24 protein-coding genes are annotated in these 22637 nt (G+C 65.0%); 11 read left to right on the plus strand and 13 right to left on the minus strand.

What is annotated here, in order from left to right:
• Nucleotides 1-90 precede the first annotated feature (90 nt).
• Together rlmKL and AC1DE1_RS10850 are read right to left on the minus strand one after the other, a co-directional pair.
• Nucleotides 91-2286 (minus strand): bifunctional 23S rRNA (guanine(2069)-N(7))-methyltransferase RlmK/23S rRNA (guanine(2445)-N(2))-methyltransferase RlmL, encoded by a 2196-nt coding sequence (gene rlmKL / locus AC1DE1_RS10845; protein ID WP_441604179.1) that lies wholly within the window; start codon nt 2284-2286, stop codon nt 91-93.
• Complete coding sequence (locus AC1DE1_RS10850; protein ID WP_441604180.1) at nt 2283-2807, minus strand: alpha/beta hydrolase; 525 nt, start codon at nt 2805-2807, stop codon at nt 2283-2285. Before AC1DE1_RS10850 ends, rlmKL begins: the two co-directional genes overlap by 4 nt.
• Before the next feature lie 81 nt (nt 2808-2888).
• Here AC1DE1_RS10850 and AC1DE1_RS10855 point away from each other — a divergent pair, with 81 nt between their 5' ends.
• The gene (locus AC1DE1_RS10855; RefSeq protein ID WP_441604181.1) at nt 2889-3455 is read left to right on the plus strand and encodes an N-acetylmuramoyl-L-alanine amidase; all 567 of its coding nucleotides are present in this window, start codon (nt 2889-2891) and stop codon (nt 3453-3455) included.
• Here the strand turns inward: AC1DE1_RS10855 and AC1DE1_RS10860 are convergent.
• Nucleotides 3445-3702 (minus strand): helix-hairpin-helix domain-containing protein, encoded by a 258-nt coding sequence (locus AC1DE1_RS10860; protein WP_477176119.1) that lies wholly within the window; start codon nt 3700-3702, stop codon nt 3445-3447. The two genes, AC1DE1_RS10855 and AC1DE1_RS10860, sit on opposite strands and share 11 nt — an antisense overlap.
• Nucleotides 3703-3828: 126 nt before the next feature.
• Between AC1DE1_RS10860 and tesB the strand changes: the two genes are divergently transcribed.
• The 3 genes from tesB (at nt 3829) to AC1DE1_RS10875 (ending at nt 5965) form a co-directional block, all read left to right on the plus strand.
• Nucleotides 3829-4692 (plus strand): acyl-CoA thioesterase II, encoded by an 864-nt coding sequence (gene tesB / locus AC1DE1_RS10865; RefSeq protein WP_441604183.1) that lies wholly within the window; start codon nt 3829-3831, stop codon nt 4690-4692.
• 90 nt (nt 4693-4782) lie between these two features.
• Complete coding sequence (locus AC1DE1_RS10870; protein WP_441604184.1) at nt 4783-5175, plus strand: putative signal transducing protein; 393 nt, start codon at nt 4783-4785, stop codon at nt 5173-5175.
• A gap of 79 nt (nt 5176-5254) precedes the next feature.
• Nucleotides 5255-5965, plus strand: coding sequence for an arginyltransferase (locus tag AC1DE1_RS10875; protein ID WP_441604185.1), 711 nt, complete (start codon nt 5255-5257; stop codon nt 5963-5965).
• Nucleotides 5966-6093: 128 nt separating this feature from the next.
• Here the strand turns inward: AC1DE1_RS10875 and AC1DE1_RS10880 are convergent, their stop codons facing one another.
• Nucleotides 6094-7611 carry an FMN-binding glutamate synthase family protein gene (locus AC1DE1_RS10880; protein ID WP_477176118.1) on the minus strand — a complete coding sequence of 506 codons (1518 nt, stop codon included), beginning with the start codon at nt 7609-7611 and terminating at the stop codon, nt 6094-6096.
• A gap of 118 nt (nt 7612-7729) precedes the next feature.
• A complete protein-coding gene (gene purT / locus AC1DE1_RS10885) occupies nt 7730-8911 on the minus strand; it encodes a formate-dependent phosphoribosylglycinamide formyltransferase (RefSeq protein ID WP_477176117.1) in 1182 nt (393 codons plus the stop codon).
• A 145-nt stretch (nt 8912-9056) separates the two neighbouring features.
• Between purT and AC1DE1_RS10890 the strand changes: the two genes are divergently transcribed.
• The 5 genes from AC1DE1_RS10890 (at nt 9057) to AC1DE1_RS10910 (ending at nt 12511) form a co-directional block, all read left to right on the plus strand.
• Nucleotides 9057-10553 (plus strand): transglutaminase-like domain-containing protein, encoded by a 1497-nt coding sequence (locus AC1DE1_RS10890; protein WP_477176116.1) that lies wholly within the window; start codon nt 9057-9059, stop codon nt 10551-10553.
• Nucleotides 10554-10613: 60 nt separating this feature from the next.
• Nucleotides 10614-11489, plus strand: a complete 876-nt coding sequence (locus tag AC1DE1_RS10895) for an SPFH domain-containing protein (protein ID WP_441604189.1) — start codon at nt 10614-10616, stop codon at nt 11487-11489.
• Complete coding sequence (locus AC1DE1_RS10900) at nt 11479-11670, plus strand: type II toxin-antitoxin system antitoxin (RefSeq protein WP_477176115.1); 192 nt, start codon at nt 11479-11481, stop codon at nt 11668-11670. Before AC1DE1_RS10895 ends, AC1DE1_RS10900 begins: the two co-directional genes overlap by 11 nt.
• 92 nt (nt 11671-11762) lie before the next feature.
• The gene (locus tag AC1DE1_RS10905) at nt 11763-11966 is read left to right on the plus strand and encodes a hypothetical protein (RefSeq protein WP_441604190.1); all 204 of its coding nucleotides are present in this window, start codon (nt 11763-11765) and stop codon (nt 11964-11966) included.
• 80 nt (nt 11967-12046) lie between these two features.
• The gene (locus tag AC1DE1_RS10910) at nt 12047-12511 is read left to right on the plus strand and encodes a DUF1203 domain-containing protein (protein ID WP_477176114.1); all 465 of its coding nucleotides are present in this window, start codon (nt 12047-12049) and stop codon (nt 12509-12511) included.
• A 6-nt stretch (nt 12512-12517) separates the two neighbouring features.
• Here the strand turns inward: AC1DE1_RS10910 and AC1DE1_RS10915 are convergent, their stop codons facing one another.
• Entirely contained in the window at nt 12518-12904 is a 387-nt protein-coding gene (locus AC1DE1_RS10915) for a DUF423 domain-containing protein (protein ID WP_477176113.1), read from the minus strand.
• 111 nt (nt 12905-13015) lie between these two features.
• On the opposite strand from AC1DE1_RS10915, the gene AC1DE1_RS10920 reads away from it, so the two are divergent.
• Both AC1DE1_RS10920 and AC1DE1_RS10925 read left to right on the plus strand, forming a co-directional pair.
• Complete coding sequence (locus tag AC1DE1_RS10920) at nt 13016-13603, plus strand: SCO family protein (protein ID WP_477176112.1); 588 nt, start codon at nt 13016-13018, stop codon at nt 13601-13603.
• Nucleotides 13600-14049, plus strand: coding sequence for a copper chaperone PCu(A)C (locus AC1DE1_RS10925; RefSeq protein ID WP_477176111.1), 450 nt, complete (start codon nt 13600-13602; stop codon nt 14047-14049). Before AC1DE1_RS10920 ends, AC1DE1_RS10925 begins: the two co-directional genes overlap by 4 nt.
• A gap of 114 nt (nt 14050-14163) precedes the next feature.
• On the opposite strand, the gene AC1DE1_RS10930 is transcribed toward AC1DE1_RS10925, so the two are convergent.
• The 7 genes from AC1DE1_RS10930 to AC1DE1_RS10960 form a co-directional block, all read right to left on the minus strand.
• Nucleotides 14164-15027 (minus strand): cytochrome c oxidase assembly protein, encoded by an 864-nt coding sequence (locus AC1DE1_RS10930; RefSeq protein ID WP_477176110.1) that lies wholly within the window; start codon nt 15025-15027, stop codon nt 14164-14166.
• 101 nt (nt 15028-15128) lie between these two features.
• A complete protein-coding gene (locus AC1DE1_RS10935) occupies nt 15129-17027 on the minus strand; it encodes a GldG family protein (RefSeq protein WP_441604196.1) in 1899 nt (632 codons plus the stop codon).
• Nucleotides 17024-17758 (minus strand): ABC transporter permease subunit, encoded by a 735-nt coding sequence (locus AC1DE1_RS10940; RefSeq protein ID WP_441604197.1) that lies wholly within the window; start codon nt 17756-17758, stop codon nt 17024-17026. The genes AC1DE1_RS10935 and AC1DE1_RS10940 overlap by 4 nt, the downstream gene beginning before the upstream one ends.
• Entirely contained in the window at nt 17755-18687 is a 933-nt protein-coding gene (locus tag AC1DE1_RS10945; RefSeq protein WP_046970580.1) for an ABC transporter ATP-binding protein, read from the minus strand. Before AC1DE1_RS10945 ends, AC1DE1_RS10940 begins: the two co-directional genes overlap by 4 nt.
• A 155-nt stretch (nt 18688-18842) precedes the next feature.
• Nucleotides 18843-20189 carry a polyketide cyclase gene (locus tag AC1DE1_RS10950; protein ID WP_441604198.1) on the minus strand — a complete coding sequence of 449 codons (1347 nt, stop codon included), beginning with the start codon at nt 20187-20189 and terminating at the stop codon, nt 18843-18845.
• Between the two features lie 265 nt (nt 20190-20454).
• Nucleotides 20455-21096: a response regulator gene (locus tag AC1DE1_RS10955; RefSeq protein ID WP_046970578.1), complete on the minus strand. Its 642-nt coding sequence runs from the start codon at nt 21094-21096 to the stop codon at nt 20455-20457.
• 105 nt (nt 21097-21201) lie between these two features.
• Nucleotides 21202-22431, minus strand: coding sequence for a sensor histidine kinase (locus AC1DE1_RS10960; protein ID WP_441604199.1), 1230 nt, complete (start codon nt 22429-22431; stop codon nt 21202-21204).
• Nucleotides 22432-22637 lie beyond the last annotated feature (206 nt).

Below are 22637 nucleotides of genomic sequence, written 5' to 3' on the forward strand. Positions count from 1 at the left end.
GGATTGGACGTTGCCTTCTATCGCTCTTTGCCGGGATCAATGCTGTGACTTTTGCGCTGAATCCGGACTGAGTAGAAACCGTGAAAACGCTTAACGCCTGGCCTTGTTCCGGACGTGGTTCACACTCTCACCCCAGGGCGATTCCTGTGGATGCAGGCGCAGCAGCCAGCAGCCGTGGATATCGGACCGGCGGGTGAAATCAAACGGGATGCTGGGGGCACTCCAGTCCTCGATGATGAACCGTTCAGCCAGCGCCTCATGGTTCAGCTTGAAGCGGCGGAAGTTGTTCGAAAACACGATCACGCCATCGCTGGAAAGACGTTCCGCGCAAGCCAGCAGGAGCTGGGCGTGATCGCGCTGGACATCGAAGTCTTCCGCCCGCTTGGAGTTGGAGAAGGTCGGCGGGTCGACATAGATCAGCCCGTAGCGTTCCTTGTCCTGCTTGAGGAAACTCATCGCGTCCGCCTGCATCAGGCGATGCTTGCCGCCGGTGAAGCCGTTGAGCGCAAGATTGCGCGACGCCCAGTCCAGGTAGGTGGCCGACAGGTCCACGCTGGTGGTATCGCGCGCCTCGCCCGCCGCCGCATAGACGCTGGCCGTCGCCGTATAGGCAAACAGGTTGAGGAAGCGGCGGCCCGAGGCCAGCTCGCGGAGCTTGCCGCGTACCAGCCGGTGGTCGATGAACAGGCCGGTGTCCAGGTAATCGGTAAGGTTGGCCAGGAAGCGCAGGCCGCCTTCGGCCACCTCGATGAACTCGCCACGCTGGTCGAACTGGCCGTACTTGGAGCCGCCCTTGCCGCGTTCGCGCGTCTTCAGCGCAATGCGATCGCGCGGGACGCCCAGCACTTCGCCGGCCACGCGCACGATCTCGCGCAGGCGGTGGCGAGCCGTTTCGACGGGGATCTCGGCCGGCGCGCGGTATTCCTGGATGTGCAGCCAGGGTTCCGCGCCCTCCCTGCCATAGACGTCGATGGCCGCCGCGTATTCGGGCAGGTCCTGGTCGTAGGCACGCCAGCAATGGATGTCTTCGCGGTCAAGGCGCTTGCGCAGGTTGCGCAGGTTCTTCTCGAGGCGGTTGCGCAGCATCTGCGCGCCTTCGGAAAGCGGCTTCACTTCGCGCGGGGTCTCGCTGCGCGCGTGCAGTTCAAACACCAGCAGCTGCGTTTCCAGGGCGCCGTTGTAGAGCGCGTATTTCTTTTCGGCGCGCAGCGGGATCGCCTGCCCCAGTTCCGCATCGCCTGCCAGCACGGCGGCGCGCCAGCCGGCAAAGCGCTCGCGCAGGGTTTCGCCCAGGGCGCGGTAAAGGCGCGGCATTTCCACGCGGTCGCCCAGACGCTCGCCGTACGGCGGGTTGGTGATCACCAGTCCGCGCGTATAGCCCGGCGGCGGCGACACATGGGTGGCGTCGTGCTTGTCCAGCGTGAGGAAGCCGGCGACGCCCGCTTCCTGCGCATTGCGCTTGGCCGTCTGCACCATGCGCGAATCCGCATCGCTGCCGAAAAAGCAGCTACGCAGGGAACGCAAGCCGGCTTCGGCACGCTGGCGCGCGTCATCGAGCAGGCTGCGCCATACAGCGATGTCGTGCTGTGCCCAACCCAGGAAGCCGTAGTACTCGCGGTGCAGGCCCGGCGCCACGTCCGCGGCCATCCAGGCGCCTTCGACCAGCAGCGTGCCCGAGCCACACATCGGATCGAGCAGCGCGCCGCCTTCGGCATAAATTTCCGGCCAACGCGCACGCAACAGCATCGCAGCGGCTAGGTTTTCCTTCAGCGGTGCTTCGCCCTGCACTTCGCGCCAGCCACGGCGATGCAGCGGCGAGCCGGCCAGGTCGAGCGATAGCGTCGCGCGGTCACGACGCAGGCGCAGGTTGATGCGCACGTCCGGCTCGTCGGTATCCACAGCGGGGCGCGAACCATCGCGCTGGCGGAACTGATCGACCACCGCGTCTTTCACGCGCTGGGCGATGAACTGGCTATGGGTGAGCTTGCTCTGCGCCGAATTGGCGTCGACCGCCAGGGTGGCGTGCGAGGCGAGGTGCTTTGACCAGTCGATCGCCTGCACGCCCGCGTAAAGCGCGTCGTCCGTGGCGGCATCGAAGTCGGCCAGCGGCAATAGCACACGGCTGGCCAGGCGCGACCACAGGCAGGCCCGGTAAGCGGTCTCCAGCGTGCCGGCGAAATGCACGCCGGCCAATGCCTCGCGCACGTCTTCGGCGCCCAGCGCCACCAGTTCGTCGCGCAGCAGGTATTCGAGGCCCTTGGGGCACGTGGCAAAGAAAGCGCTCATGCGGCCGCCAAAGAAGTAAGGAACAAGCCGAACTGGTCGACGATGCGATCGACGCTGTCGCTCAGGCGGTGGTCGTCATCGACCACGATCAGAGGCAGTCGACGGCGGGCGGAGAAGCTGATCACCCCTTCGGGCGGGCAGACGTCATCGCGCCAGCCGTGGTAGAGCAAGGTGGGCACGCCCTCGGCCAGATCGAATGCCTGGCGGTAGCCGGGGATCTCGCTGGGCGTCGCCAACAGGAACAGGCCGGCCACCGGGCGCTGCAACGAGGCCAGGCCGGACACGAAGGAACCCATGCTGGAACCGACCAGGATCGGCGGCGCGTCCAGCGTATCGATGGCCGCCAGCAGGCGCTCCACGCGCGGAGCCACCGAGCCGGCGTAACCCGGCAGGTCGTCGCTGCGATAGTCCGGGCGCTGGGTTTTCCAGCCCAGGGACTCGGCGAAGCCGGCCAGCACGCTGACCTTGGTGGCGTCCGGACCGGAATCCGAACCGTGCGAAAGAATGATCTGGCCGCGCATCGCGGTCTCCACTACTGCGTCCATCTGGCCGCGCATGGTAACAGGCGACGTCCCGGCCCACCGTCGCTAGACTGCCAGCCCATGCCTCTGACCATCACAGATCAGCCCCTCCCCTACGTCTCCCTGCTGCCAGAGCGTCCCGCCGACGCGGTGGAGATGGTGGTCATCCACTGCACCGAGCTGCCCGATCTGGCCACGGCCCGCGAGTACGGCGAGCGTGTGCTCTATGACAGCGGCGCGGGCGCCAGCGGGCATTACTACATCGACCGCGACGGCAGCATTTACCGCTATGTGCCAGGCACCCGCGTGGCCCACCACGTGCGCGGCCACAACCCGTATTCCATCGGCATCGAACTGGTGAACCTGGGACGCTACCCGGAGTGGTGGGATTCCCGCCGCCAGACCATGACCGAGCCCTACCCGCCTGCCCAGCTCGCCGCGCTGCGTGCCCTGCTGGCCCAGCTGAGGCAGGACTTCCCTCGCCTGCAGCTGATCGCCGGCCACGAGCAGCTGGACACGGACCGTCTGCCGGCCACCGACGATCCGGCCCTGGATGTGCCGCGCAAGCTCGATCCAGGCCCGCTGTTCCCCTGGGCCGAGGTGCTGGAAGGCAGCGGGCTGACCCGATGGACCCCGCCTAACGGCTAGACGTCAGCGGGGGCGAATGACGAGCCAGCGCCACGGCCAGCATCACGGCGACGCGCGCCTGCGGGCTGCTGCGCCAACAGGTGGCGCCCAGCAGGGTGCTGATCTGCAGGAGCACGTCGTCGACCTCAACGCCGGCCAGTTGGTCCAGCGTGCAGATGCCGATCTGTTCCAGGCGGGACACCACCGCCAGACCGACGCCAGGCACATCCAGCAGGCATCGCCGTTCCCAGTCTGAAAACTGTTCCATCACCGCCCCCTTGGTCGTGGAACGATGAATACCGTCGGCGCTATCCACCCGTCTGCCAGCCCTTCCCGACCGCGACGGTCGGCGCGTCGCTATAATTCCCGGCCACTTACACCGAGCCTGCTCTCCATGACGGAAAACCACGTCCGCGAACTCGTCGACCTGCTCGAACTCGAGCGTCTGGAGGACAACCTGTTCCGCGGCCAGAGCCGGGACATCGGTACGCATTTCGTGTTCGGCGGCCAGGTGCTGGGCCAGGCCTTGTCTGCCGCCCAGCGCACCGTGGATGCCGATCGCGAAGCCCATTCGCTGCACGCCTATTTCCTGCGCGCGGGCGACATCAAGGCGCCCATCGTCTACAACGTGGAGCGCACGCGCGACGGCGGCACGTTCTCCTCGCGTCGAGTGGTGGCGATCCAGCACGGCCAGCCCATCCTCAACGGATCGATTTCCTTCCAGGTGCCGGAGACCGGCTTCGAGCATCAGTCCTCGATGCCCGAAGTGCCCATGCCCGAGGACATCGAGCCGATGCAGGCCGTGCCGCCGGAGCAGCTGACCAAGCTGCCGGAGAAGCTGCAGCGCTGGCTGGGCGTGGATGCGCCGTTCGAATTCCGCCATGTCTGGCCGCAGGACAAGCTGCATCCGACCAAGCGGCCGCCGATCCAGCACATCTGGTTCCGTCTTACCGCGCCGGTCAGCGATTCGCCGATGCTGCAGCGCTCGCTGCTGGCCTATGCCTCGGATTTCAACCTGATCGGCACGGCCACCCTGCCGCACGGCATCTCCTACTACACGCACAACGTGCAGATGGCGAGCCTGGATCATGCGCTGTGGTTCCATCGCCCGTTCCGGGTGGACGAGTGGCTGCTCTACTCGTTCGACAGCCCGACCGCCCAGGGTGCCCGCGGTCTGGCCCGCGGCCAGATATTCACCCGTGACGGCGAGCTGGTCGCCTCGACCGCCCAGGAAGGCCTGATCCGCCTGCGCGGCTGAGGGGCCGCATCACCGTAGTAATATCGGGCTGGCCCTTCCCCGCGGCCAGCCATTCCCGTACCTGCCCGCCCGGCGAACCAAGGTTTCCTTATGCGTCAGCTCTATACCTCGCCCCGCCAGGAAAACATCGACCGGGTTGCCAAGCTCCTCAAGGAGCAAGGCATCGAGTGCACCATCGAGAACCGCTCGAACTACAACCGCGGGACCTACCAGCGCTTCAGCTATACCCAGCGTCAGGAGAACCGGGATAACTGGGCCCAGGTCTGGGTGACCCGGGCGGACGACTACACCCGGGCCCGCGCCCTGCTCAAAGAGCTGGGCATCGAGCCGGTGGTCCGGCACGCGGAGGAGCTGGCCCTGGCCCGCAACGCCACGCCGGACATGAAGCGCCAGGGCATGGCCAACCGGGTGCGCCGCATTGTCATGTTGGCCGTGGCGGGCGCCTTTGTGGTCCTGATGCTCCGGTATATGGGCGTCATCTGACACCGATTCGGCTCAGCCAATCGCCATATCAGATTTCCCCTACTGACACAGTGACGTGGACCGGACATAGAATCAGGCCATGCGCTCTGACCGTGTCCGCCTCTTCCAAACCCTGCCGCACGCCTGCGGCTACTTTGCCGAGCGCACGGCACAGAACCTTGTGATCGATCCGGCCGCGCCGCAGCTGGACCAGCTCTATGGTCCGGCGTTGGAGCGCGGCTTCCGCCGCGCGGGCGGACACCTCTACTACCCCTACTGCACCAGTTGCCGCGCCTGCACGCCCTGCCGCATCGACGTGGAGCGGTTCACGCCGGATCGCAGCCAGCGCCGCTGCCTCAAGCGCAACGAGGATGTGCAGGTGGTCGAATCGATGGCCGGCTACAACGCCGAACGCCACGCGCTATACGAGCGCTACCTGCGCCAGCGTCATCCCGGCGGCGGCATGGACGAGGCGGACGCCAGCGATTTCCGCCGCTTCCTCACCGCGCCGTGGAGCCCGACCATGTTCCTGGAATTCCGCCAGGGCTCGCGCCTGCTCGGCGTGGCGGTGACGGACGTTTGCCAGCAAGGGCTTTCAGCCGTCTACACGTTCTACGAGCCGGAGGAAACGTCGCGAGGCCTGGGCACCTTCGCGATCCTGCAGCAGGTCGCGCTGGCCAAGCGCCGCGGCCTGCCGTGGATTTATCTGGGCTTCTGGATCGCCGGCCATCCGAAGATGGACTACAAGCGCAAGTTCCGCCCGATGCAGATACGTACCAGCGAAGGCTGGACGGAGATGGCGGAAGGCTGAGGCTGGCGTTGCCTCTCTCAAACCCTGTGGGAGCGCACCCTGTGCGCGACAAGCTGACGGAGCGATGCGCCGCGGCGTGACAGTCGCGCACAGGGTGCGCTCCCACAGGCGTGGCGACTTTGTCGCGTTTACGCCTGCGTCGCCCTCGGCACCACCGGATACGGATACAGCTTCACCAACGGTACCGAGATGCCGTCATCCCCCACCACGCGACAATGCGTGCGATTGAGCTGCCGCGGCTCATCCACTCCGCAACTGTGCGCGATGATGCCGACCTCGTGCATCAGGTTGGTGGCGTAGTTGGCCACGCGCTCGCTCTTGTCGGCGACCACCAGGCCGCGCTGCAGCTTGGGATTCTGCGTGGTAACGCCAGTGGGACAAGTATTGCGATTGCACTGCAGCGACTGGATGCACCCCAGCGACAGCATGAAACCACGCGCCGAGTTGACGAAGTCAGCGCCCATCGACAACGCCCACGCCACGTCGTACGCCGTGATGCACTTGCCCGAACAGATCACCTTGATGCGTTCGCGCACGCCTCGCACCACCAGCAAGTCGACCAGCGCGGGCAAGGCCTCGTGCAACGGCAGGCCCACGCCTTCCATCAAGGTTTGCGGTGCGGCGCCGGTGCCGCCTTCCGAACCGTCGACGATGATGAAGTCTGGTGCGTGTTCGATGCCGCGCTTGCCGATCTCGTCGCATAGATCCGCAATCCATTCCACGCCGCCAAACACCGCCTTGAAGCCGACCGGTTTGCCGGTGAGCTCGCGGATGTGATGGATCGCATCCATCAGCTCCTGCACGTTGCCGATGTCGAGATGACGGTTGGGACTCTGCGAATCCTGTCCCACCGGAATGCCGCGAATCGCAGCGATTTCCGGCGTTACTTTTGCGGCCGGCAATAATCCGCCCATGCCCGGTTTGGCGCCCTGGCCGAGCTTGATGCTGACCATCTTCACCTGCGGATGGGCGCAGATAGCCAACAGCTTGTTGTCGTCGAGTTTGCCGTCGGGCGTGCGCACGCCGTACTTGGCCGTGCCGATCTCGAAGATGATGTCGCAGCCGCCTTCCAGGTGGTACGGCGCGAGACCGCCCTCGCCCGTGTCCATCCAGATGCCGGCTTTTTTCGCGCCGCGAGACAGCGCACGCACGGCCGGCGCCGACAAAGCGCCGAAACTCATCGCCGAGATGTTGAAGAACGCGGCATGCGAATACGGTTCGCGAGAATAAGGGCCCAGCGTCACCGGCAGCGGATCGACGTGTTTTTCGCCCAGCGCGGGAAATGGCGCATTGACGAAAAACGGCACGCCCTCGCCACGCAGGTCGCGCGTGGAACCGAAGCTGTTGGTGTTGTCCACGTTCTTGGCCGCGCGATACACCCAGGTGCGCTGCGCCCGGTTGAACGGCAGCTCTTCGCGATCGCTGGAATACAGGTACTGCCGGAAAAATTCACCCAGGTGCAGAAACCAGTAACGGAAGTGGCCGATCACCGGGAAGTTGCGCAGCACGGAGTTGCTGGTCTGGTTGCGGTCGACCAGCCAGACCACTGCGATGACCACGACCAGCAGCGCCAGCAGCACGAGAAACAGGGCGGCGAAGGTTTCCACCATCACCACCAGCCAATGGGCGAAGCCTGTCGGTTGCATCAATGTCTCCGTATGTTCGGCGTCTTGCAGGTCATCCATGCGGGGCTGGCACGATCTCCGGCACCCGCGACTCGTTCAACGATACAAGCGTATTCCTTTCACGCCATGCGCGAGGGCGTCAAAACGTAACGCGGATGAACTTGGCAGCGCGGATCGCTTTGGCCTTCGCGGCCTCCACATCTTCGTCGCGTGCCAGCGTCACCGCCATACGACGACGGCCCTTCACGGCCGGCTTGCCGAAGATGCGCAGCTGGGTGTCCGGCTCCTGCAAGGCGTCGGCCAGCCCGTGGTACTGGGGCGCCTCGCCCTCGCCTTCTACCAGCACGGCGCACGATGCCGACGGACCCAGCTGGCGGATCACCGGAATCGGCAACCCAAGTATGGCGCGCGCATGCAGCGCAAACTCCGAAAGGTCTTGCGATATCAGGGTCACCAGTCCGGTGTCGTGCGGACGCGGGCTCACCTCCGAGAAGATGACGCTGTCGCCCTTCACGAAAAACTCCACGCCAAACACGCCCCAGCCGCCCAGCGCGCCGGTGATCGCCGCCGCCTGTCGCTGCGCCTCCTCCAGCGCGGCCGCGCTCATCGCCTGCGGCTGCCAGGATTCGCGATAGTCGCCGTCTTCCTGGCGATGGCCGATCGGTGCGCAGAAACTCACCCCATCCTTGTGTCGCACGGTGAGCAAGGTGATTTCGTAGTCGAAATCGACGAAGCCCTCGACGATCACGCGTCCCTTGCCGGCGCGACCGCCCGATTGCGCGTAATCCCAGGCGTGCTGCAACTCGCCAGCCTGGCGCACCACGCTCTGGCCCTTGCCGGAGGAGCTCATCACCGGCTTGATCACGAACGGCAGGCCGATGCTGGTTGCGGCGTCCTGGTACTCCGCTTCGGTGTCGCAAAACCGGTAACGCGACGTCGGCAGCTTCAGTTCCTCGGCGGCGAGGCGGCGGATGCCTTCGCGGTCCATGGTGAGCCAGGCGGCGCGCGCGGTGGGAATGACGCGCAGGCCTTCCTTCTCCAGCTCGATCAGGGTGGGGGTGTGGATGGCTTCGATCTCCGGTACCACGAGATCGGGCTTTTCCTTTTCGATCAGCGCGCGCAGTGCGGCCCCGTCCAGCATGTCGATGACGTGGCTGCGATGGGCCACCTGCATCGCCGGCGCGTTGGCATAACGATCCACGGCGATCACCTCGACCGCGTAGCGCTGCAACTCGATCGCCACTTCCTTGCCCAGTTCGCCCGATCCCAGCAGCAACACCCGCAGCGCATGATCGGAATAAGGCGTGCCAAAGGGCTTCATCGATGTCTCCGCGGAGGTGGCAAAGAACCATTGTAGACGGCAGCTCGCGCGATCGCGCGCGACTGCTTCGTCATCACGCAAATTCCATTGACGAAACACACGGACCGGCATTGACTGTAGGTGCACCGTCCCCACGGAGCGACCTATGCGCTACTGGCTTGCCGCGCTATGGATGGCATTCGCGCTGAGCTCTCCCCCTGTCGCCGCCGCCGGGGCGATGGAGAGCGGGCCCACCAGCAACACGACCTGGATGACAGTCATGCTGGCCGGCCGTCGCATCGGCCATCTGCGGATCGATCGCGTCAGCGACGGCAAGATCATTACCACCACGCAGGACCTGCAGATCGAGATCAACCGTTCCGGCCGCACCGTGCCGATGGCGGTGCTGACCCGCAGCGTGGAGACCCTCGACAGCCAGCCGCTGGGCTTTTATTCGCGCAGCACGCTTTCCAGCTCGGACAGCATCGTCGACGGCCAGCGCCAGGCCGATGGCCGCTACGCCATCACCACCACCGTGGCCGGACTGGCCAAGCAATCGACGCTGGCCTGGCCCACGGGTGCCCTGCTGAGTGATGGACAGCGACAAGCCATGGCTGGGGCGGCCAGTCGCCCGGGGCACTACGCGTTGAACTTGTTTGATCCGGCGAGCCAGGACGTGGCCGCGGTGGACATCGAGGTGCTGGGCAATGAGCGCGTGTCGCTGCCCGATGGCGCTGAGGTCCTGAACCACCAGCGCGAAGTACTGCAGACGCCCCGCGGCGTTCAACGCATGGACCTGTGGGTCAATGCACGAGGCGAGACCCGCAAGGGTTCGCTGCAAATGCTCGGCCATCCCCTGGACATGCTCGCCTGCAGCCAGGCCTGTGCGCTGGCCCCGGTGCAGGACATCGACATGCTGCGCGCCTCCATGGTGGATTCGCCGCAGGGACTCTCATCGTCCATGCGCGCGGGCTTCCTGCGCTACGTCATCCACGTCACCGACGGCGATGCGCAGCCCCTGATCAGCACGGACGAACAACGCGTCACCTCGCTGGGGCATGGCAACTGGCTGGTGGATGTGGGCAACCCCGTCGCGGGCGGCCAGCCGGCGCCGGTGCCGGAAGACACGCAGCCCAATGCCTGGGTCCAGTCTGACGCACCGCCGATCCGCAAGCTGGCGGCGCAGGCGGTAATGGGGGCCGAAGACGATCTGCAGAAAATGATCCAGCTGCGCGATTTCGTCAGCGCCTATATCCCGCCCCATAGCCGCGACATCGGCTACGCGTCCGCCATGGAGGTGGTACGGGAGCGTGCGGGCGACTGCAAGGAACACGCCGTGCTGCTGGCGGCGCTGGCCCGCGCCGAACATATCCCCGCCCGCGTGGTGACCGGCATGGTCTATGCCGACCGCTACGCCGACAGCTCGCGCGTATTCGTGCCGCACGCCTGGGTGCAGGCCTGGGTGCACGGGCGCTGGCAGAGCTTCGACGCCGCCCTTGGGCACTTCGACAGCACCCATATCGCGCTGGACAGCGGCGACGGCGATCCCTGGCACTTCTTCAACCTCGCCAACTTGTTCGGGCAGATGCGCATTGCCCAGATCGGCACCGCGCCGGAGCAGACCGCGGCCACCATGAGCGGCACGGTCGCCACCCGAGATTGACCCCTCCTTGAATTAGATATCATTTTGATATCTAATTGCCGCTCCCAGGGAGGAACCCCCATGAACGAACAGCAAGGCTTTTCGACCGCCGGCATCCCCACGGTCTTCTTCGTGCTACTCCTCGGCGCCCTCGGCCTGGCGCTGGAAGGCTACGGTCTGGTGCACGAGGCACCGGTCGTCGTCGCGATCGGCCTGGGCATCGCCATCCACCTGCTCGCCGGCTTCATGGCCAAGGGCTTCTTCCAGGTGGCCCCGAACGAGGGCCAGGTGCTGCAGTTGTTCGGCAAATACCACGGCACCGTGCGCGAGGAAGGCCTGCGCTGGACCAACCCGTTCTGCAGTCGCCGCCGCGTCTCGCTGCGCGTGCGCAACTTCGAGAGCAGCAAGCTCAAGGTCAACGACAGCGACGGCAATCCCATCGAGATCGCTGCCGTGGTGGTATGGGAGGTGATCGATACGGCCGAAGCGGTGTTCTGCGTGGACGACTACGAGAACTTCGTGAACATCCAGAGCGAATCGGCTTTGCGCCAGATGGCCCAGAACTACCCGTACGATGCGCACGACGACGGCAAGCCTTCGCTGCGCAGCCACGGCGAGGTCATCAACAATCACCTGCGCGATGAAATCCAGGCGCGCCTGGAAAAAGCCGGCGTGCACGTGATCGAAGCGCGCATCAGCCACCTCGCCTATGCCCAGGAAATTGCCCAGGCCATGCTGCAGCGCCAGCAGGCCAACGCCATCGTGGCCGCGCGCGAACGCATCGTGGAAGGCGCTGTAGGCATGGTGGCGATGGCGCTGGACAAGCTCAAATCGCAGGGCGTGGTGGAGCTGGACGAAGAGCGCAAGGCCGCCATGGTCAGCAACCTGCTGGTAGTGTTGTGCGGCGATCGTTCCACGCAACCGGTGGTGAATGCCGGCACACTCTATGGCGGTTGAGAAAAAGGCTTATCCACTGCGTATCAGCGCTGCCGTGCTTGAAGCCATGCAGCGCTGGGCCGACGATGATCTGCGCAGCGTCAACGCGCAGATCGAATTCGTACTGCGCGAGGCCTTGCGCAAGCAGGGCCGCCTCAAGCGCGAGGCGTCCGAACCTGTGCAGGACGACGACACCAATTGAAATGGATGGTCCGCGGCGTTTATCCCGCTTCGACGCAGCCTGCACGACACCGGCGCTACTTTCGTCGCTTCAGTGACGTCCGGAGAACCGCCATGGCCGAGAGCCAAACCTATCGCCTGCTGCCTGACGGCCCGGTGCTGTGCGAAACCTGCTCCAGCACAGGCGAGAGCGTGGAAATGGAACGCTACGATCCCCTGCCCGCCGAAGCGCAGCGGTGGTCGCAGGAACAGCGCACGGAACTGCAAAGCTACCGTTGCCCGGAGTGCGAAGGCGTGCAGGTGTTTCGCGTCGACTGAGCCAGCAGGCGCAAGAATCGGATGGCCGCAAAGACCCGATTGCGCGACGCTGGGAATCGTCGAATCCCAGGAGCTCCGTCATGCATTTCCGTCTTTCCGGCCTGCCCGCCGAACCGTTTGCCGAACTGTTTTCGCTGCCCGACGAAGCGCTGGCCCAGCGCCAGGCCATGCGCGTGGTGGCCGACCAGCCCCACGGCTATCCGTGTCGCATCAGCCTTACCGATGCCGAACCCGGGCAGCCGCTGATCCTGCTCAACTACGAACACCAACCGGCCAACTCGCCGTTTCGTTCGACCCATGCGATCTACATCCGCGAAGGCGAACAGCAATACGACCGCATCGACGAAGTGCCCGATCAATTGCGTCGCCGGCTGCTCTCGGTGCGCGGGTTCGACGAGCAAGGCATGTTGCGGGACGCCGACGTGGCCCAGGGCACGGCGCTGGAACCGCTGATCGAGCGCTTGTTTGCCGATCCGACCGTCGCCTACCTGCATATCCACATGGCGCGCCCCGGTTGCTACGCGGCGCGCGTGGATCGGGCCTGACTTTTTTCAGGCAGCGTCGCGGCCGGCCCGGGTAGACAGCGCGACGCCGAGCGCGATCCAGCCCACGATAAAGGCCACGCCGCCCAGCGGCGTGATCGCCCCGAACCAGCGCGGCGCACCCAGCGCCAGCGCGTAGAGGCTGCCGCTGAACACCACGATGCCGATGGCAAAAGCGGAGACGGCGACCCGGCGTGCGCGCCCCTTCGCCGTCATCACGGCGAAGGCGAGCGCGAGCGCATGCCAGAAGTGGTAGCTCACCGCCGTATGCCACAACTCGCTGCCGCGGGCATCCAGCACGTCACGCAGCGCGTGCGCACCGAACGCCCCCAGGATCACGGCGCTGGCGCCGGCCAGGCCGACCAGCACGCCTGTCGCATAGGCAGGTTGTCGCATGCGCATAGCTCCTCGGTTAGCCGCCATCCGGGCGGGCGGCCAGTGTCGTATGCTGCCCGGATGATTCCTATCGATTCTCGCACGAAGCGTTGTCGCACCCGCCGGTGGCTGATGCTGCTGATGCTTGCCGTCGGCACCTGCTTGCTGGCCGGCTGTCATCGCGGCGACAACATCGAGTGGCGACTCACCAATGTCACCGGCCACATGCCGGACCTCGACTTTCAGCTGGTCGACGACCACGGCAGGAAAGTCTCTGGCCAGGACTTCCGCGGCAAGGTGGTGCTGTTGTATTTCGGCTACACGCACTGCCCCGATGTCTGTCCGCTGACGCTCGCGCAACTGCACGTGGTGATGCAGCGTCTTGGCCCCTTGGCCGATGGCGCGCGCATCCTGTTCGTGAGCGTCGACCCCGCACGTGATACGCCCGAGATCATGCATGCCTACGTCAATGCGTTCGATCCGCGCGCGGTCGGCTTGTCCGGCACGCCGCGCGAGATCGAAGCGCTGAGCAAGCGCTATCGATCCGCCTTCACCCGCGAGCCTGATCGTGCCGACGGCCAGTATGAAGTGAGCCACAGTTCGGCCATCTATCTGTTCGATGGCCAGGGCAAGGCACGCCTGCTGTCCACGCCCAACAACACGCAGGACGAGATGGTTCACGACCTGCATCTGCTGCTGAGTCCGGGATCATCGTCATGAGTCGTCGCATCACCCTGCCCTTGCTGGTTGCCAGCCTGCTGCTGACGACCGGCGTCGGCGCCACCGAAGCGGAACACATCCGCGCCAGCGGTGCATGGATTCGCGTGCTGCCCGGCGATCTTCCCGCCGGCGCTTACGTGGTGCTGGAAAATACCGGCGACCAGGCGGCCAGCCTGCGCGGGGCACATAGTTCGCGTTATGGCGAGGCCATGCTGCACCAGAGCTCCAGCGCCGGTGGCGTCAACCGCATGGCGATGGTCGATGAACTCGCCATCCCCGCGCATGGCAAGGCCGAGCTATCGCCTGGCGGGTATCACCTGATGCTGATGAAGGCGGCTACGCCGGTGAAGGTTGGCGACAAGGTGAAGGTGACGCTGAGTTTCGGCGATGGCAGTACGTTGGATGCCGATTTCGTCGCGCGGCCGGCCAACGCCACTGGCGGATAAAACTCGCCGCACCACCTGTGGGAGCGCACCCTGTGCGCGACAGGTTCGGCAGCCGAGCGCTTGGAGGCTTCGCAAGCCCCGAGTCGCGCACAGGGTGCGCTCCCACAGTGAGGGTTATTGCTGCGCTGTTGCGGCAGATCGCCGAGACGGCCACGGCTTGCGCCGAATTCGCCCACTGCGCGACAACCGCAGCCATTGCCGCATGGCCAGCAGGCCGCCGATGGATTCGATCAGCGCCGCCGGCACCCACATGATCACGCCGCCCACCAGCTGCGCGGTGAGCACGTTGAAGGTGAAGGCACGGCCGCAGATTTCGAAGATCGGATAAAGGTCGGTCTTGGAAAAGGTGACAATGGCGCCGGCCAGGATCTGCGGCGTCATGGTGATGCCCGGCGACAATACGCGGATGCCCGGCGTCATGCGGCCCGGCGGACGCGGACGGTGGTCAAGCACCAGCCACCAGTAGGTGAATCCGCTGGCCAGCATCGACCAGTTCATGAAGCGATAGATGCGCCAATCGAGCATGGCGAGCGTCTGCATCGACGGGATCAGCCAGACCAGGATGAACGCGACGAACAGCACCGTGGCCACCGCCGGGTTGCACCACACCGCACTCGCCATACGCCACGGCGCCGAACGCCGGATGGGATGCAGCAGGCGCAGGCGCCATGCGAACGGCAGGCCTTTGTGCAGCACCGTGCCGGGATACGAGGCAATGATCAGCAGGGGCGCCAGATGGTGCAGCAGGATCTGCTGGATGCGATGCATGAAGAACTCATGCTCGAAGAAGTAATCCAGATAGGTGTGCAGCGACACATAGATCAGCGCCATGCCCGTCCAGAACGACAGGCGGCGGCCAAAGCTCACCGGCAGGCGGCGGCAGCCGCGCACATACAGCACGCAGCAGGCGATAAAGCCGAGCAGGAACACCCAGGAAAACTCCCAGGGCACGATCCACATGAGCACGCTATCGATCATCGAACGTACCGGACCGTATCAGTGGCGACCAGCCATCATACGCGCCGTCCCGGACGCATCCACGGCAAGCGGCTGCGACACTTCAGCACTGCCTGTCACCTTCACGCGCGCCGCCTGCTGCGCCGCGAGCGACGCCAGCCATAGAGCAGGCCGATCACCGTCACCAGCGCCGGGATCAGCACGATATTGATGAACTTCAGGCGCAGGCCGAGCGCGTCGATCTCGGCGTTGAACTGGTGCTGCACATCGCGCAATTCCTTGTTGATGGCCAGCTGGCGCTGCAGGAACTGCTCGATCTCGGCGCGCTGCTCGGGACTGGCGGTGTCGCCCCGCCCTGCCGCCTTGGCCGGCTGCAGTTCGCTCAGGCGGGTACGCGTGACGGCAAGTTCGCGTTGCAGCTCCTGCTTCTTGGCCAGGTATTTCTGGTCGGCCGCGCTTTGCAAGGCGAGCACGCGCGTGAAGGGTCGCTGCGAACTCACCCGGCCATGGATGGAGAGCAGCGCCGAGGAACCACTGAGGTTATCGGCGATATTGGTGATCAGGTCGCCGTTGTTGGCGATCGCGCTCAACTGCGGCTGGCCCAGCAGGCTTTGCGCGTACGACACCCACAGGCGATCGCTCAGCAGGTCGGTATCAGCCACCAGGATCACTTCCGCATTGCCGACGCCCGGCACGTGCCCCTTCTGGCCGGCGCGTTCCGGGAAGGCGCTGGGAAACTGTCCGCGCACGCGTGCGGCGATCACATAGTGCAGGTTGTCGGGCTTGTAGTTGTCCAGCAGCCCGGCCGGGTTGTTGAGCGACTCGCGCACGCGCTCGCTCGACACCACCTCGGCATCCGTCGTCGACTGCATCAGTGGCTGCAGGCGCGAGGTGGTGCCCGGCGCGAGGTCGAAATAACCCACGCTGGACACATTGATGCGCTGCAGGCTCGCTGTGGTCACGTCATCGTGGTTGAGCTCCTGCTGGCCCAGGCCGAGCATTGCCGGATGGCTCATGGAGCTATTGTCGGCCAGTTCGATGCGCAGCGCGCGCGAACGGTCGAGCACCACTTTTTGCGGATCGTATTGCACGCCCCAGGCATCGAACAGGCGCGACAGATTCGAGTTGTGGTCGTCGGTGACGCCGCTGCTGTCGATGAACGGCGTGTTGTCCATCTCGGCCACCGGGTCCACGAACACCACCAGATGACCGCCGTTGAGCACGTATTGATCGATCGCGTACAGCGCATCGGCCGGCATGTGCTTGGGATGGATCACCAGCAACGCCTTGATGTCGGCGTCGATGTGGGTCAGCTTGCTCGGGTCGAACGACTTCACGTCGAACTGCTGGCCCAGCTGACGCATCACGGCCCACGGCTCCTCGCCGATCACCGGATTGCCCTGCACCGGCAGGCTGCTGATCACGCCGATATGCGGCTTGGACGGCTGGTCCAGCTCGTACAGCAGCTTGGCAATGTCGTATTCGAGGAAGGTTTCGCGCGATGGATCGAACAGCGCAATCGACTGCACCTTGGTGGGCAAGTGCGTCTCGCCGTCGCCATCGCCGTCCGCGTTCGAAGGCAGCGTGCTGCCCACCAGACCGAAAAACACGCGCTCGCCGTTGGTGCCGCCGCTGATGGGCGACAAGCCATAGCCTTCCGCGCTGGCCTCGTCATCGGAATACGGCACGGGGTCGACAATCTGCAGGCGCAGGCGGCCATGCGCGCGCGCCACCATTTCCTGCAACATCTCGGCCACGCGCTGCTCATAGCTGCGCAGCTGCGGCAGGTCGCGCGTGGCATGACTGGAGAAATAAAGCGTCAGGCGCAGCGGCGCATGCAGCCCATCCACGATATGCACGGTGCCCGGCGTCAGCGTGTAGAGCTTGTCCGAGGTAAGGTCGATGCGCCCCATGCGCCAGCGGCTGCTGGCAAGCACGAAAGTCACGAACACGATCGCCAGCAGCACCAGGGCCGCCGACAACACGGCGCGACGACTGAAATGGATGCGCCGCATGCTCATGGCGTCCTTTTCAGGTCGAGCGTGAGTACGCCGGCGATGAGCCAGGCAGCCATGCTCGCCACGAAGTACAACAAGTCACGCAGGTCGAGCACGCCACGCGAGATCGCTTCGAAGTGGCGCACCATGCTCAGGTGCGCGAGGCCGTTCACCAGCTTGCGCGGCAACGCGCCCTGGAAAAACTCCATCACCTGCGGCTGCCCCACCAGGATCAGCAGGAAACACACCACGAGGGTCAGCACGAAGGCCACCACCTGGCTCTGCGTCACGGCGGACAAAGACGCGCCGATGGCGAGGAAGGCACCGGCCATCAGCCAGCTGCCGATGTAGCCGGCGAGGATCACGCCGTTGTCAGGCGAGCCGAGATAATTGACGGTGATCCAGATCGGCAAGGTCAACACCAGCGCCAATCCTATGAACAGCCACGCGGCGAGGAACTTGCCCAGCATCGCCTGCGCCAGCGTCAACGGCAGGCTCATCAGCAATTCCAGCGTGCCGCCCTTGGCTTCTTCGGCCCACATGCGCATCGACACGGCAGGCACCAGCACCAGATAAAGCCACGGATGCATCACGAAGAACGGCTGCAGGTCCGCCTGATTGCGTTCGTAGAAATCGCCCGCGTAAAACGTGAGGATGCCCGACAGCACCAGGAAGATCACCAGGAACACGTACGCCACCGGAGTCACGAAATAGCTGCGCAGCTCACGGCGTGTCACCGCTGCGATGGGACTCATTCGCGGTTCTCCGCGCCGGTGGTGATCTGGCGGAACACTTCGTCGAGTCGGCCGCGTTCGAGCTGGATCTCCGACACCTCAAGCCCCTGCTGGCGCAGCAGCGTTTCCACCGGCTCCAGGATGCGTTCACCCGGACGCGGAAACACGGTGATGCGACCGTCCATCGGATCGACCTCGATGGACGACACCTGCGGCAACCGCCCCAGCATCTCCTGCGACACGCCGCTGCCCGGCGCACTGAAAGACACCGCGCCGTGATAGCGCGAGCGCGATTCGAGCTCGGCCGGCGTGGCATCCACCATCAGGCGGCCGTTGGCGATGATCACCACGCGATTGCACAGGGCGTGCACTTCCTCCAGCAAATGCGTGGAGATCAGGATGGTGCGGTCGCGTGCCATCTGGTCGATCAGCTGGCGCACGGTGTGCTTCTGGTTGGGATCCAGACCATCGGTGGGCTCGTCGAGCATCAGCACCTGCGGGTTGTGCACGATCGCCTGGGCCAGGCCCACGCGGCGCTTGAGACCCTTGGACAAGGTATCGATGCACTGGTCAAGCACGCTCTCCAGCTGCAGTCCGCCAACCACCCGATCGAAGCGCCGCGAGCCTTCATCGCGCTGCAGGCCACGCATGCGGATGATGAAGGACAGAAATTCGCGCACGGTCAGCTCGCCATAGCTAGGCGCGCCTTCCGGCAGATAGCCCAGCGCGCGCTTGGCCTTCAGCGGCTCCTTGCGCACGTCGTAGCCGCACACGCGCGCCGTGCCCGAGCTGGGCTCGAGGAAGCCCGCGATCATGCGCATGGCGGTGGTCTTGCCGGCGCCGTTGGGGCCCAGCAGCCCGAGCACCTGGCCCGGTTCGGCGCGGAAACTCAGCGAGTCCACCGCCGTGAGGGCACCGTAGCGTCGAGTAAGCAGTTCGGTTTCGATCATGTCCTGTGGAGTCAGTCGCGTGCAGTGCTGCGCGCATGGCTGCGGGATCGACCCGCACTGTAACCGAAAGTTCGCCCAGCCCGGCCCGCGCAGGGCCTGAAAATGAAAAGGCCCTTCCGAAGAAGGGCCCTTTCGAAGCTTGCCGCCGGAGCGACTTACTTGCCGGCGCTGGCGGCGCTGGCCGGAGCGGCGGTGCTGGACGAGGCCGGAGCCTGGTCGCTGCCGGTATCGTCGAGCGACGGCGGCTTGATGCCCGCAGCCTGTTCCGGGGTCTGGTCCGGCGCCCAGCTCAGCGGCAGGTACACGTCGAACTCGGCGTACTGCGTGACCTGGTCGCCCTGCTTCACTTCCGGCTTGGCTTCGATGTCGTAGAAGCGATTGGTCACTTCGTCGAACTTGTAGCCGTGGGTCTGGGCATAGGCCTTCATCAGGTCGCGGGTCTGCGGCACGCCGGCGGCGGTACCGTTCCACACGGCCTTGAGGGCCGGGCCACCGAAGGCCAGATAAGCACGCACATCGTTGTCGACGATCAGGCGGCCGAAGCGGTCATGACCACCCGGAGTCGTGTCGCCGGCGGTGCTGCTCGCATCGGCGCTGGTGCTGGCCGCGGCGGCGTTGAGGTCCGGCGCCTTGGCGGCCACCAGCTCGACGGTCTGGCCGGCAACGTTCAGGCTGGTCGCGCTGATCGGCATGGCCACGTCGAACGAGTAGTTCTGGTCGCCGTAGTTGGTGGTGTAGATGATGCGCGGACCGGTGGTGGTCACGCCCAGCTTCTTGGCGGCAGCCTGGATCTGGCCAATCGCCTTGTCCGTCGCGTCATTGAGGGCCTCGAGGCCACCCTTGCGCTCGATCGAGGAGGACACCATCAGCACCGGCGTGGGCTGGGTCTGCTCGATGTACGGGATCAGCTTGGTGTAGTCCACGTTCTGGACCGCAGCCAGCACGTTCTGCAGGTTGTTCAGGCTGAACTGGATGAAGGCATCCGGGTCGCCATGAATGTACAGATTGGAATAGCGGTTGATCAGGTTGAAGCCGTAGTCGACGTCATACGACCAGGTCACCTTGGTCAGCTGACCGCGGCTGCCGTTGCGCTCCAGATCAAGCGTGAAGTGCTTGTCGTTGCCGCGCCAGTCGTTGTCGACGTTCCACACGATGGTGGACTTCTTGGCGGTCGAGTCGACCTTGTCGAAGCTCGGATCAGCGGAGGCGATGGTGAACTTGCCGTTGCCGACCTTGCCGTCATCGCTGGCCCAGCTGATTTCGGCGCCCGGGCCATAAGCCTTGCCCGAGAAATCAAACTTGATATTGCGGTCGTACTCGCGCTGCACGGAATACTCCGGGAAGCGGCGGAAATTGTTGAGCACGTCGTAGACCTGACGCATGTCCTTGCCAACGACCAACGACCGTTCGACATGGCCGCTGCCAGGCATCACCACGCCCACGACCACCGCCACGACGATGACGATGATTAGGGCAACAATAAACTCAAGAACACGCATCATTCCAGGATTCTCCGCACGTCTCTTCTGGTACACGGCACAAGGGCAGTCGCCGGAGACCGGCCCGCCACGGGAGATTCCCGAAGAATCACTGCCTGAACGGGGGTCGGCCAGCGCCGAAGTTTCCGATACTACTTGCTCCGGCGTCCAGCCGTAAAGACTGCCTGACACGGGGCTTCCAGACGCCTGCGAATGGCGTCCGGCAAGGCTCCGCAAGGATTCAGAGCCGGTTTGCGACCTCCGCTAGGTGAAGATCGCAAACAGGCTCTCAGACGATGCCAAGCTCCAGCGCCTTGAGCACCGCACGCGTGCGGTCGCGCACGCCCAGCTTGGAAAGAATGTTGGAAACGTGGTTTTTCACCGTTCCCTCCGCCACTTTCAAGGAGTTGGCGATCTCCTTGTTGCTGTAGCCGCCCGACAGCAGGCGCAGGATTTCCGTCTCGCGCTCGGTCAGCGGGTCGGGCTGTTCCAGGCTGGTGAACTGGTTCTGCATGCGGCCGACGCCGGCCAGCAGGCGCTGGGTGACCATCGGCGCCACCAGCGAACCGCCGGCGGCCACGGTGCGCACGGCTTCCACCAGTTGCTCCAGCGAGACGTCTTTCAGCAGATAACCTCGTGCGCCGGCCTTCAGGCCCTGCAGCACCAGCTGATCGTCATCAAAGGTGGTGAGGATGATGGTGGGCGGCAATTCATTGCGGGCGGACAGCGCCTGCAGCACTTCGAGCCCGCTCATGTTGGGCATGCGCAGGTCCAGCAGCACCACGTCGGGCCGGATCCGCGGGATGTCCTGCACGGCCTGGGCGCCATCGGCGCATTCGGCCACCACGCGGATGTCCTCGGCCAGGTCCAGCAGTGATCGGACACCCTGGCGTACCAGGTTCTGGTCGTCAACGAGACAGACGGAAATCATCGCGGATCCTCGAAACGTAGGTGGCCGGCGTGCGATGCCCGCGGCCAACGGAGAAAACGATGCGGCTATCCAAGCAGCACATTTTTACACGACAACCCAGCAAGGCTACAGCATGCCCAGCGCGGGCGGCTCGAACCGTGACGGGGTGTGCGCAAGTTCCGGCAGCTCGCCCAGCGGCAGGCGCACGGTAAGCGCAAAACCCTGCAGCAGCGCCGGATCGACCATCACACTGCCCTCGAATTCGACCAGTCGCTCGCGCATGCCCGACAAGCCATTGCCCGGGCGGAAGTTGGTCGCGCCGCGGCCATCGTCGCGCGCGTAGAGCTCCAGCAGGTTGGCGTTGACGTAATCAAAGCGTAGCCACAGGTTGCGCGCGCCGGCATGGCGCGCGGTATTGGTGATGATTTCCTGGGCACAACGCAGCAGCACCTGGGCGCGACGGGGATCCTCCACGCTGAAGCGCGGCGGCGTTTCCATGTGGACATTCAGGCCTGGCACGCCCTCGGTCAGGCTGCGCAAGGCGACGGTGAGGTCGATCGCGTCGTCCTGGCGCAGCTCGCTCACCACTTCGCGCACGTCCGACAGCAGATGCTTGGCGGTCACCTGCGCTTTCTGCACATGTTCGGCAGCCTGCGCGTTGACCAGGTGGCTGGCCACTTCCAGATTGAGGCTGAGCGCCGTCAGGTGATGGCCGACCAGGTCGTGGAGGTCGCGCGCAATGCGCATGCGCTCGGCGATGCGGGTGGACTCGGCCAGCAAGGCGCGGGTGGCGCGCAGCTCGGAATTGAGGCGCCGCTGCACTTCGCGCTCTTCGGCCTGCAGGCTGGCGATCATCGAGGTGAAGAACACCAGCGCCGAGATGCCCAGGTACATGCACACCTGCAGGAACGCGGTGACGATGGTCCAGCCCATGTAACTGGCGATGATCGGGATCAGCATCAGGTTCTGCAGCAGCATCCAGGCCAGCCCCGCGCCCACCGGCAGCTGCCAGGGCAGCACCACGGCGATCACCAGCATCAGCATGGCCGACAGGCCGCTCTGGCTGAACCAGCCCATGGCCACTGCCGAACCGGTCAGCACCACCAGGCCCAGCAGCTGGACGATGGAGGGGTAGCCGGTCTGGCGCGTCATGCCCGAGCGCCGGGTCAGCAGCAGATAGGTCACGCCGAAGATCAGGTAGGAAAGAATCCAGCCCGTGATATTCGGGTTGCTCCACCACGCACTGACCTCCGCCAGCCCGCCAGGACCGGAGAGCAGCGGCAGCGCGACGCAGAGGTACGTGAACAGACCAGCGTACCGGAGCAGCCGGATGTGATTAATGTTTGACCAGGCCATATGCGCATCATTCGCTACCCGCAGACTTGGTGCAATGCGTGAGAAGTCATTGCTCCACCCCTGCCAGAAGGCACAAAGGTTGGCGCTTTACAAAGGTTTTACATGGTGCGCCGTGTTATGTGCGGCCGCGTGGCGCATGTCATAATGCCGCCGTCACGCGGGGCCGATCCAACGGTCTTACTCTTCGAACCACACACAGCGGAGCA

This window comes from Dyella sp. 05T440 (genome assembly GCF_056395965.1).

Bases quoted from the DNA above. Each gene is read 5' to 3' on its own strand.
- AC1DE1_RS10935 (WP_441604196.1), bottom strand. From the start codon at position 17,027: ATGAGCATGCGGCGCATCCATTTCAGTCGTCGCGCCGTGTTGTCGGCG.
- AC1DE1_RS10920 (WP_477176112.1), top strand. From the start codon at position 13,016: ATGCTGCTGATGCTTGCCGTCGGCACCTGCTTGCTGGCCGGCTGTCAT.
- purT (WP_477176117.1), bottom strand. From the start codon at position 8,911: ATGAAGCCCTTTGGCACGCCTTATTCCGATCATGCGCTGCGGGTGTTG.
- AC1DE1_RS10950 (WP_441604198.1), bottom strand. From the start codon at position 20,189: ATGATGCGTGTTCTTGAGTTTATTGTTGCCCTAATCATCGTCATCGTC.
- AC1DE1_RS10900 (WP_477176115.1), top strand. From the start codon at position 11,479: ATGGCGGTTGAGAAAAAGGCTTATCCACTGCGTATCAGCGCTGCCGTG.
- AC1DE1_RS10855 (WP_441604181.1), top strand. From the start codon at position 2,889: ATGCCTCTGACCATCACAGATCAGCCCCTCCCCTACGTCTCCCTGCTG.
- AC1DE1_RS10960 (WP_441604199.1), bottom strand. From the start codon at position 22,431: ATGGCCTGGTCAAACATTAATCACATCCGGCTGCTCCGGTACGCTGGT.
- AC1DE1_RS10850 (WP_441604180.1), bottom strand. From the start codon at position 2,807: ATGCGCGGCCAGATCATTCTTTCGCACGGTTCGGATTCCGGTCCGGAC.
- AC1DE1_RS10895 (WP_441604189.1), top strand. From the start codon at position 10,614: ATGAACGAACAGCAAGGCTTTTCGACCGCCGGCATCCCCACGGTCTTC.
- AC1DE1_RS10905 (WP_441604190.1), top strand. From the start codon at position 11,763: ATGGCCGAGAGCCAAACCTATCGCCTGCTGCCTGACGGCCCGGTGCTG.
- AC1DE1_RS10875 (WP_441604185.1), top strand. From the start codon at position 5,255: ATGCGCTCTGACCGTGTCCGCCTCTTCCAAACCCTGCCGCACGCCTGC.
- AC1DE1_RS10910 (WP_477176114.1), top strand. From the start codon at position 12,047: ATGCATTTCCGTCTTTCCGGCCTGCCCGCCGAACCGTTTGCCGAACTG.
- AC1DE1_RS10945 (WP_046970580.1), bottom strand. From the start codon at position 18,687: ATGATCGAAACCGAACTGCTTACTCGACGCTACGGTGCCCTCACGGCG.
- AC1DE1_RS10880 (WP_477176118.1), bottom strand. From the start codon at position 7,611: ATGCAACCGACAGGCTTCGCCCATTGGCTGGTGGTGATGGTGGAAACC.
- AC1DE1_RS10955 (WP_046970578.1), bottom strand. From the start codon at position 21,096: ATGATTTCCGTCTGTCTCGTTGACGACCAGAACCTGGTACGCCAGGGT.
- AC1DE1_RS10930 (WP_477176110.1), bottom strand. From the start codon at position 15,027: ATGATCGATAGCGTGCTCATGTGGATCGTGCCCTGGGAGTTTTCCTGG.
- AC1DE1_RS10860 (WP_477176119.1), bottom strand. From the start codon at position 3,702: ATGGAACAGTTTTCAGACTGGGAACGGCGATGCCTGCTGGATGTGCCT.
- AC1DE1_RS10870 (WP_441604184.1), top strand. From the start codon at position 4,783: ATGCGTCAGCTCTATACCTCGCCCCGCCAGGAAAACATCGACCGGGTT.
- AC1DE1_RS10940 (WP_441604197.1), bottom strand. From the start codon at position 17,758: ATGAGTCCCATCGCAGCGGTGACACGCCGTGAGCTGCGCAGCTATTTC.
- AC1DE1_RS10915 (WP_477176113.1), bottom strand. From the start codon at position 12,904: ATGCGACAACCTGCCTATGCGACAGGCGTGCTGGTCGGCCTGGCCGGC.
- AC1DE1_RS10890 (WP_477176116.1), top strand. From the start codon at position 9,057: ATGCGCTACTGGCTTGCCGCGCTATGGATGGCATTCGCGCTGAGCTCT.
- rlmKL (WP_441604179.1), bottom strand. From the start codon at position 2,286: ATGAGCGCTTTCTTTGCCACGTGCCCCAAGGGCCTCGAATACCTGCTG.
- AC1DE1_RS10925 (WP_477176111.1), top strand. From the start codon at position 13,600: ATGAGTCGTCGCATCACCCTGCCCTTGCTGGTTGCCAGCCTGCTGCTG.
- tesB (WP_441604183.1), top strand. From the start codon at position 3,829: ATGACGGAAAACCACGTCCGCGAACTCGTCGACCTGCTCGAACTCGAG.